Source organism: Dehalococcoidia bacterium, from assembly GCA_028711995.1.
Lineage (GTDB): Bacteria > Chloroflexota > Dehalococcoidia > SZUA-161 > SpSt-899 > JAQTRE01.
The window spans coordinates 1-7,428 of the sequence record JAQTRE010000142.1; the positions used below are offsets into that span (position 1 = coordinate 1).

Annotated in this window: 11 protein-coding genes; 6 read left to right on the plus strand and 5 right to left on the minus strand. The window is 53.9% G+C overall.

Annotated features, from left to right (window positions below; all coding sequences use genetic code 11):
• Positions 1-36: 36 nt before the first annotated feature.
• The 4 genes from PHV74_13685 to PHV74_13700 form a co-directional block, all read right to left on the minus strand.
• Entirely contained in the window at positions 37-195 is a 159-nt protein-coding gene (locus PHV74_13685; GenBank protein ID MDD5095410.1) for a hypothetical protein, read from the minus strand.
• 31 nt (positions 196-226) lie between these two features.
• Positions 227-661 (minus strand): PaaI family thioesterase, encoded by a 435-nt coding sequence (locus PHV74_13690; protein ID MDD5095411.1) that lies wholly within the window; start codon positions 659-661, stop codon positions 227-229.
• Between the two features lie 163 nt (positions 662-824).
• On the minus strand, positions 825-1,139 hold the full coding sequence (locus PHV74_13695) for a hypothetical protein (GenBank protein MDD5095412.1): 315 nt from the start codon (positions 1,137-1,139) through the stop codon (positions 825-827).
• A 3-nt stretch (positions 1,140-1,142) separates the two neighbouring features.
• Complete coding sequence (locus PHV74_13700; GenBank protein ID MDD5095413.1) at positions 1,143-1,838, minus strand: hypothetical protein; 696 nt, start codon at positions 1,836-1,838, stop codon at positions 1,143-1,145.
• A gap of 478 nt (positions 1,839-2,316) precedes the next feature.
• Between PHV74_13700 and PHV74_13705 the strand changes: the two genes are divergently transcribed.
• From PHV74_13705 to ndk, 6 genes are all read left to right on the plus strand, one after another.
• Complete coding sequence (locus PHV74_13705) at positions 2,317-3,552, plus strand: DEAD/DEAH box helicase (GenBank protein MDD5095414.1); 1,236 nt, start codon at positions 2,317-2,319, stop codon at positions 3,550-3,552.
• A gap of 261 nt (positions 3,553-3,813) precedes the next feature.
• Positions 3,814-4,815, plus strand: coding sequence for a thiamine-phosphate kinase (thiL, locus tag PHV74_13710; GenBank protein ID MDD5095415.1), 1,002 nt, complete (start codon positions 3,814-3,816; stop codon positions 4,813-4,815).
• Positions 4,816-4,853: 38 nt separating this feature from the next.
• A complete protein-coding gene (gene tsaE, locus PHV74_13715) occupies positions 4,854-5,339 on the plus strand; it encodes a tRNA (adenosine(37)-N6)-threonylcarbamoyltransferase complex ATPase subunit type 1 TsaE (protein MDD5095416.1) in 486 nt (161 codons plus the stop codon).
• Positions 5,324-6,043 (plus strand): tRNA (adenosine(37)-N6)-threonylcarbamoyltransferase complex dimerization subunit type 1 TsaB, encoded by a 720-nt coding sequence (gene tsaB, locus PHV74_13720; protein MDD5095417.1) that lies wholly within the window; start codon positions 5,324-5,326, stop codon positions 6,041-6,043. Before tsaE ends, tsaB begins: the two co-directional genes overlap by 16 nt.
• On the plus strand, positions 6,009-6,308 hold the full coding sequence (locus tag PHV74_13725) for a hypothetical protein (protein ID MDD5095418.1): 300 nt from the start codon (positions 6,009-6,011) through the stop codon (positions 6,306-6,308). The genes tsaB and PHV74_13725 overlap by 35 nt, the downstream gene beginning before the upstream one ends.
• A gap of 29 nt (positions 6,309-6,337) precedes the next feature.
• Positions 6,338-6,790 (plus strand): nucleoside-diphosphate kinase, encoded by a 453-nt coding sequence (gene ndk / locus PHV74_13730; GenBank protein ID MDD5095419.1) that lies wholly within the window; start codon positions 6,338-6,340, stop codon positions 6,788-6,790.
• Here ndk and rsfS read toward each other — a convergent pair.
• Complete coding sequence (gene rsfS, locus PHV74_13735) at positions 6,777-7,091, minus strand: ribosome silencing factor (protein ID MDD5095420.1); 315 nt, start codon at positions 7,089-7,091, stop codon at positions 6,777-6,779. The genes ndk and rsfS overlap by 14 nt on opposite strands.
• Positions 7,092-7,428 lie beyond the last annotated feature (337 nt).

A 7,428-nucleotide genomic window follows, 5' to 3' on the forward strand; every position in this document is an offset into this window, starting at 1 on the left:
GTCTGCTTATGCCTGTGGTTCTCTCTGAACATCCCTTCACCTCAAGTCGAATAGCCTCAACTTGAGTCTATCGCATCCCAATATCAGCTTCAATACCAAGGCGCTACCTTTTTGCAGGAACGCCAGAATTTGTTTTCCTTCGGCATACATCCCTTTTCCCCGCTGGGACAGACTCCCTTTGTCATCCGGGGACATTTCTCACAGGCAATGCCACACACTCCAATCTTCATTTCAGCGCACCTTCATTGTCCTCGAAAGTGACTCCCCTGATCTTCGCATCCCTGGCGATCTTGTATGTTGAAGAGAACTCCAGCACCTGCCTTCCGTCCTCATCGCAGACAATCGCTTTGCCCTCCAGTATCCGGCCGTTTCGGCTCGCCACTTGAGCTTTGGCTGTGACTATGCCCTGCTTTACCGGATACAGGAATCCGGCTTTAAGATCGATGGTGGCAAAATGAGTTTCCGGAGGGAGCAGGCTCTTCATGGCCATTGCCACGGCAGTATCAGCCAGACCCACCAGCGCACCGCCGTGCAGCAACCCTCCACCCTGGGCAAAATCCAAGAGGAACGGCATGGTAAGGGTGGCCCGCCCATCGACCGATTCGACGATGGTCATATTCAGCAGGCGCTCGAAGGGCGAACAGCTAATCCAGCCTTCCATGGTGAATTGATGCGGTCCGGTAGACTGATCCAATGGATCCTCGCTTCCCTATGCAAAATCTCTGCGATAGACTGACAATGTGATATTTGATGTGATTCCCACACGAACGGGAATACAGACAGAACTTATTAATGCCACAGAGTTGATTGTAAAACACCCGGTATCAGGCTTCCTCCACCAAGACCAATCTGACGAAATCGCTCTTGACTCTGGCCTTATGCTTGTCGACCTCGCCGGGTTCGATGAATATCCCGTCGCCCGGCCGGAACTCGATCATTGTCCCATTGAAATCGATCTCCATCTCTCCTTCAAGGAGATACCCGATGTGCCCTTTGAGACACCAATCCGGTTCGACAAAGCCTTGAGCGAATTCCACCAGCCGCAGTTTGCGCCCATTCTGCTGGTGAGCTTTGAATCTGACTCCAGTAATCGCCGATTCCCATGGCATCGATTCGAAGGAGACCTTACGCTTTTTCATACCCTAGTTGGATCGATTCAACGAGTCGATAATGGGCCGTATCGAGGCTGGCAACCAAGTATTGCTTCCCATTGCAGCGGCTTTGTCAAAGTGCCCCAGCGCTTCCTGGGGGCAATTCTCCTTCAGACTGATCAGCCCCAGGAAATAGTGTGTGACGGCGGCGTATATCTTCGGCCGGGGCATCCCCAGCAATCGCATAAACTCAGATTTGCTCTCTGGGAGCTTCCCATTGTAGTACGCCAGAGAAGCCACTGTGCTGCGCAGCACGCAATTAAGGCCCTGATTGTTGGTTTTCGGGGTAAGCCACTCCGAGTGATGTGCGCATATCTCATTGGCTTCATCGATTCTGCCCAGGGAAAGTGTACTGAGAAGAAAATTGTTGTAGTAAACCGCTTTGACCACTCTGGGAAATGGCGCCGGATCGATCGACTTCAACAAATTGACTGCAGCGGCCCATTCTCCCTTGTAGTACAGCCCCGTGGTTTTATTGACTAGCAGAGTGGTGCGATATCCGCCATGCTTGGCATTGGCGATGTCCTTGTCCATTTCTCCAATGAATCCACTGATATTACCCTCTTGCAGCAGTAATCCAACGAATCTGGATCTTTTTGACCATCTTCTGGTCGTCATAAAAGCAGAAATGAAAAGGGCAATCGAGACCGTAGCGAAAATCGCAGCAACAACCACCACAACTATCATCTCGTCTCCTCCTCAAGTTACGGATCAAGCACCTCTCTGCCGAACCCGATTCGGCAGATGTAAGGATGATATGTTCCCCAGTGGCCGGTACCTAATTAAGCACCTCCGATTGCGTGCGCAGGATACTCGCTACCGGAGACTTGGGAGTCAGGGGGCTGAGCATAACTCAATCAGGGCCTCCTTAGCATAAATTCGTCTAATTCGAATTGCGCCCCTCCCGGAGAAACATGTTTGTATGAAGGTGTACCAAAGCGGATCGATTTGCCGAGCAATTGCCGAGTAGTATAACACAGATTGCTGGCTTTTGCAGCAGCCACGCGCCCCATTCATTTGCTTTCCGGCACTACTTGCCTTATACTGTATGCAGGTCACTCGGTGATCAAAATAAACAAGTTCAGCAGTCTCTGCTTCTGTCAACCGCCTGAGCCCCGCAAGCTCCCCTTTGGCATCCGCTTGGCTTCTGAAAAAAGGACAGCTCTTGAGTTTCAACCAGTTCAATCTAGATCCACGCCTGCTTCCCGGCATTGCCCGCGCAGGCTACACAACGCCGACGCCCATTCAGTCGGCGGGCATCCCCGCGGTTCTCTCAGGGAAAGACATCATTGCGACGGCACAGACAGGCACCGGCAAGACTGCCGTTTTCGTCCTGCCGATTCTGCACAAGCTTCTCGCCCGACAGCGCGGCAACACTCGGGCGCTCATCGTCACGCCAACACGCGAGCTGGCAGAGCAGATCAACGACACCATTTGTGAACTCGGCGCAGGGATGAAAATCCGTAGCGCGACTATCTACGGCGGAGTTGGTGCAGCGCCTCAACTCAAGGCCCTGCGCGAAGGAGTCGATATTCTGGTGGCCTGCCCCGGACGACTGCTGGATCACATCGAACACCGTCATGCCAACCTCTCGGCGTTGGAAGTGCTGGTGCTGGATGAGGCCGACCGCATGTTCGACATGGGATTCCTACCGTCGATACGCAAAATCATGAGCCATATTCCCAAAGAGCGACAGACGCTGATGTTTTCCGCAACATTCCCGCCGGAGATCGAGTATCTGGCAGCCCAGGCACTCCATAATCCTCAAAAGATATCCATTGGACTGGAACGCCCGGTGGAGACCGTTACACATGCGCTTTTCCCGGTATCGCAGAACCTCAAGACGCCGCTCTTGCTGGAGCTTTTGAAGCAGACCGATACCGAATCGGTGCTGATTTTCACCCGAACCAAACATCGCGCCCAGCGACTGGCGGAGCAGATCGAGCGAACCGGTCGCAAAGTGACCAGCCTGCACAGTGACCGCTCCCAGGGCCAGCGGCAATCCGCTCTGAATGGATTCAAGGACGGCAGATATCAGATCATGGTTGCCACGGATATTGCCGCGCGCGGTCTGGATGTGGAGAGCATCTCGCACGTCATCAACTACGATATGCCGGATACTCCCGATGCCTATATTCACCGCATCGGCCGCACTGGAAGAGCTGAGCGGACGGGCGATGCGTTCACGCTGGCAACTCCCGAAGACGGCACGATGGTGCGGACTCTGGAGAAAATTATGGGCCAGAGTCTACCGCGAGAGACCCTGCCGAGCTTTGATTATGGTCCGCCCGTACTCACCCGAGAAGTCCCCGTTGGCGTTCCGGCTCGCACATCGCAGCAGAGAAGCGCCGGATATCGGCCCCAGTCAACAGGCTGGCGATCCGTACGGATCAAGAGATAAGCAAACAAGCAGCGATCAAAAGGCAGGTTGGCCGACATCGGCCAACCTGCCTTTTCTGTACCTGGCCCCGACGATTTTTATTTTTATGCTCCAATTCTCTCTAGGCTATCTTTCCCCTATTTGAATCCGCATAGGAGACTCTCACATGAACTCCCCCTAACCCCCTCTTTTCGAAAGAGGGGGCAGCGTAAAAGCGCTGGGGGCGTTACACACTGGACATTCGGTTGTGGCTTCACAGTCAAGCAGGTATAATCGGAATCGATGAAAGTGAGCGAGTTGGGCGAATTCGGGCTCATCGAAATGCTGGCCCGGATTATCGAGTCTGAAGGGGCAGGACACCATCCCGATCTGCTGATTGGCATCGGCGACGATACGGCGGCATGGGAGGGTGGAAATTCTATCCAGCTTAGCACAACCGACATGCTGGTGCAGGATGTCCACTTCACGCTTGATAGGATCACTGGGCGCGATCTGGGTTGGAAATCCCTGGCGGTGAACATCAGCGATATCGCTGCCATGGGCGGGATTCCCACCAGCGCCATGATCTCTCTGGGGCTGCCGTCAGATACTGAAACAGAGAAAATCACCGAGCTCTACCAAGGCATGGCTCAAATTGCCCGTCGATTCGATATGGCCATCATCGGCGGCAACATCACTCAAGCACCCCAGTTGATCATCAGCCCCAGCGTCATCGGAAAAGTGGCAAAGAACAGAATGCTCACCCGTTCGGGAGCCAAACCCGGCGACCTGATCGCGGTTACCGGACACCTGGGCGCTTCAGCAGCCGGACTTAGAATGCTGAAGGAAAACCTCTCGCTAGATTCTCAGGTATCATCGACTCTCAGCGAGGCGCATTTTCGACCCGTTCCCCGCGTGGCGGAAGGACAGGCGCTGGCCCGAGGAGGTGTGAAGGCGGCAATCGATATCAGCGACGGCCTGATCGCCGACCTCGGCCACATCTGCGAGGCTAGCAAAGTGGAAGCCACCATTCGACTGAGAGACATACCTGTCCATCCGGCAGCCAAAGCCGCTTTCGGCGAGAAGGCTCTGGAGCTGGCGCTGAGCGGCGGAGAGGATTACGAACTGCTATTCACCGCTCCGTCCGAGGTGATCCGCGGCCTGAGGGCAGAGCAAGCTGTGCCCCTACATTTTTCGGTCATCGGGGAAATCAAACAAGGCAAGCCGGGGAAGGTGAACCTGATCAATGAGAACGGAAAACAAGTCCGGTATAAAAAAGGCGGGTGGGACCATTTTAACCCGTAGGGGCACGTTGAAACGTGCCCCTACAATGCGTACATGTTATGTCAATAATACATTTCAAGATAATCAGCAAAACCCCGGAGCAAACCCGCGAGATCGGTGCCGATCTCGGCAAACTGGCGGAGAAAGGCGACCTGATCCTGCTGGTGGGAAACCTGGGGGCGGGCAAGACCTGTTTTTCCCAAGGCCTCGCGCAGGGGATAGGATTCTCCGGCTATGCATCGAGTCCCTCATTTGTCCTGGTGAGAGAATATCAAGGAAGGCTCAAGGTCTACCACATCGATTTCTATCGACTCGACGACATTGAAGAGATCGAGGGAATCGGGATGGAGGAGTATCTCTCCGGCGATGGCGTCTGCGTGATAGAATGGGCCGATAAGGCCCCGGGACTATTCAGGCAGAATCATCTCCTGATTGAGTTCGAGCATCTTCAAGCACCAGAAGAACGGCAACTCCGATTCGAAGCCCGCGGCCAAAGATACACCAACCTGTTGAGGAAATTGGAAGGAAAATGGAACTTACCATAGATACCTCTACGAATATGGCCGGAGCGGCTCTCTCAGACAAAGGGCGGGTTCTGGCAGATTTTACCTGGCAGACCGACCAGAACCATACTGTGGAGCTGATTCCCAGAGTGATCTATCTCCTCCAATTGCGCCGGGCAGATATCCACGATACCACAGCAATCATCGTGGCCAAGGGGCCGGGCAGCTTCAATGGATTGCGTGTGGGGCTCTCCACTGCCAAAGGGCTGGCTTTCGCTCTCGGAATCCCGCTGGTGACCATCAGCACACTCGAGGCCATCGCGTTCTCTCATGCCGATGCAGTCTTCCCCATTTGTCCGATGATGAATGCCGGGCGCAGTGAGATCACCGCCGCCACATTTGAGACCCGAAGCGGCAAGTGGGAGAGGATTGTGCCGGAGCACATTACCACCATTGAAGAATTGAGCGCCGCAATAAGAGAACGAACGCTGTTCTGCGGTGAGATTAATCCCGAAACATCAGCCCGTCTCAAAAAGGAACTCGGTGATAACGCTGTGTTCCCGGAGAGACCTCCGGCGCTTCGCCGGATCAGTTGCCTTTGCGAGTTGGGATGGCGTAGAATCGAATCGGGCGATCTGGATGACGTTCGAACCGCCCAACCCCTGTATTTGAAGAAGCCCTCAATCACCATCCCGAAAAAGAGGAGGCACGATGCGATGTCCGATATGCGGCCGGGAGTCCAGTGACGAGAGTGAACTGATGGCCTGCCTTACCAGTCACATGCAACAGGAAGTAACCAAACAAGCCAAAGAAATGCAGCGGGTCTACCTGATGATGATGGCCAGCCAGTTGACCATGGCCTGCGTCAGCACGCACAGCACGCCAAAGGATGTGGTAAGCACATTCGGCGAGGTCTATGGCATGCTGGAGACTCTCACCGGCAAAGCCGACGTGACGGGTGAGATCGAAGACTGGCTCAAGAAGCACCGCCCCGAATCCGAACAAGGCTAATCTTCACTAATTCTGAGAGGAGCCAAGAGATGGAGAGAACACTGGTACTGGTTAAGCCGGATGCGATGCAGAGAGGGCTGACGGGAGAGATCATCTCCCGGCTGGAGCGGAGGGGACTCAAGATCGTTGGCATGAAGCTTCTGCAGATGAACGAGAGCCAGGCCAAAAAGCACTACGCTGACCACGAGGGCAAACCATTTTACAATGGGCTGATAGCATACATCACTTCGGCGCCCATTATTGCCGCCGTCCTTGAAGGGACCAGAGCAGTGGAAGTGGTCCGAAATACCATGGGCGCAACCAGCCCGGTTAACGCTAACATGGGAACCATCAGAGGGGATCTGGCGTTGGAGACCGGACGCAATCTGGTGCACGGGTCAGATTCTCTGGAGAATGCGGAGAAGGAAATCAGTCTGTTTTTCTCGCCGAAGGAAATCCTCTCCCATCAGCGGGATATCGACAAATGGATCATAGAATCTTGAGCACCGGTGAGCCCGTGCTCCACATTTCCTCGAGCGTATAGAACTGCCGCTGCTGAGGGCTGAAAATGTGAGCGACCACATTGCCGATGTCCACGATCATCCAGCCGGAACTGACGCTGCCCTGCTGCCGCCGGGGAGTGATATGTTCTTTGGCCAGCGAGTCGTCAATCTCATCGCAGATGGCTTGAATCTGACGATCGCTCTCGCCATTACAGATAACGAAATAGTCCGCGAAACTACAGACACCCTGAAGATCAAGCAACACGATATCAGTGGCTTGCCTCTCCAAGGCCGCATCCACTATCTTCTTAGCAATCTCTAACGTCTCCAGGAAAGGGTCCCTCCTTTATCGCAGATTACGCCTTTGCGATAATTATAGCACAGTTACCTATATCTTATGCTTATCGATTACTCCCGATGGTACAATGTGCTGTGCAGAAACGCGACAGGTCGCAATACCCCCTTGCAGTAGAAATCGATCTGCCCTTTGGGCTCATCTTGTGTTGGAAGAGAGGTTCTGCTCGGTTTTGGTTGACATGTTTTTTCACAGCCTCTATACTCACAATCAGGATAGAGACGATGCCTTAGAATTGCTACAGTCGTCCTTTTAAGCCAATGAAGCGGATGATACTGGGTTT